Origin of the sequence: Pontibacter rugosus (assembly GCF_042678745.1) — a bacterium.
Taxonomy (GTDB): domain Bacteria; phylum Bacteroidota; class Bacteroidia; order Cytophagales; family Hymenobacteraceae; genus Pontibacter; species Pontibacter rugosus.
Window position 1 is genome coordinate 1 of the sequence record NZ_JBHTLD010000414.1, and the last position, 1,437, is coordinate 1,437.

Genomic DNA, 1,437 nt, shown 5'->3' on the forward strand with positions numbered 1-1,437 from the left:
CTTGCTAACAGGCTTCACCAACTCGCCTGTAAGGGACTTGCACCCTCTGGAATAATATGATACCTTTCGTATCAGGTGCCCATACTGGGCGCACACCACACCCATAAGCTAGCTACGCCGCCTTATGGCCAAGTCCGAAATCTATGATGAAAACAAGCGTTTTGCTCTAAATAATGTTCAATCTCACTTCATAGGGAGTCCCTCTTTTTATAACTGCCACCGCCTGGTGCAGCAGCTTGTTCCTGACAGCATTCAAGACGCTCATCTTGCTTTTGCCTTCCCCGACTTTCCGCTCAAAGTAGCTCCTCATCTCACCGTTGTTCCGGATACTACTCAGAGCCGCCATGTGCAGCACCTGCTTCAACTCTTTGTTGGCGAACTTCGAGACACCCGTCCTGCCCATCACGCTCGTGCCGCTTCTGTACTCGAAGGGAGCTACCCCGCAGTAGCAGGCAAGCTTGCGTCCGTCTTCCATTTTAGAGAAGCCCTGGGTGTAGACCAGAAGGGAAATGGCTAGTACTTTTCCCACGCCCTTGACAGAGGTGAGCAGGTCGTATTTTCGCTTCAGCTCACCGTCCTTTGCGATAAACTGCTGCATCTTTTCCTCCACTAACTCCTTGCTCTTCTCCAGCCCCCTGATAGCCTTTCTGTTCACCTGTTCCAGCGTCTTTCCAGACACAGGGTCTATTTGCAGCAGCTCCTTGATGGTGCCCTTGATGCTTTTAAGGGCCTTGATGAGCCTGCTCCTGCTTGCCTGCAGATCCTTCAGCCGCTCCAGCGTCACGCCAGAGAGCGATAAGCACTGGGCCTCCTGCTGGTGCAGCAGGGCGTAACGGGCGATTCTTTGTGCATCTACCTTGTCGTCCTTTCCCCTGACCATACCGATGCTCCTCTTGATCTGCAGGGCGCTCTCCAGCCACACGTGTACCTGCCTTGCCAGCAGGTAGTGCACCAGCTGCCTGGTGTACATGCCTGTGTGCTCCATACAGCAGAGGGTGTCTGGGCCAGCCTCGCAGCCTTGCTGCTTCATCCAGGCCTTCATCCGCTGAAAACCCTCGCTGTTGTTGTTGAACTTCTGGTGGTGCAGGGGTACTTCGCCCCTTCGGGTCAGGCACACGTCCAGGCTGTCCTTAGAGACGTCTACCCCCAGAATGAACGGTGAAACTTGCGGTTGCATTAGCTTTTCCATATCTTTTAGTCAGTTAAGGCAAGCTGCGAATCGAAACCTTTATCATGGGTCTGTAATCCCGAAAATCTATATGATTCCTCGCCTGCAATGAAAGTAAAAGCAGCCAGACTGATTCGGACTGTAGGAATTTCGCCTTGTTAGCGAGTAGTTCACTGGCTGCCCTTCAGGTATAGGTAAAAATTACTACAATACCTGGTAATAGAAAAGTATAGCTATTGGAAAAATTATATAGCGCTAATCTAAAGGTT

Annotated in this window: 1 protein-coding gene; it reads right to left on the bottom strand. The window is 51.4% G+C overall.

What is annotated here, in order from left to right; genetic code table 11:
• Positions 1 to 166 precede the first annotated feature (166 nt).
• Entirely contained in the window at positions 167 to 1,189 is a 1,023-nt protein-coding gene (locus ACFQ2O_RS21610; protein WP_377532977.1) for an IS110 family transposase, read from the bottom strand.
• Positions 1,190 to 1,437 lie beyond the last annotated feature (248 nt).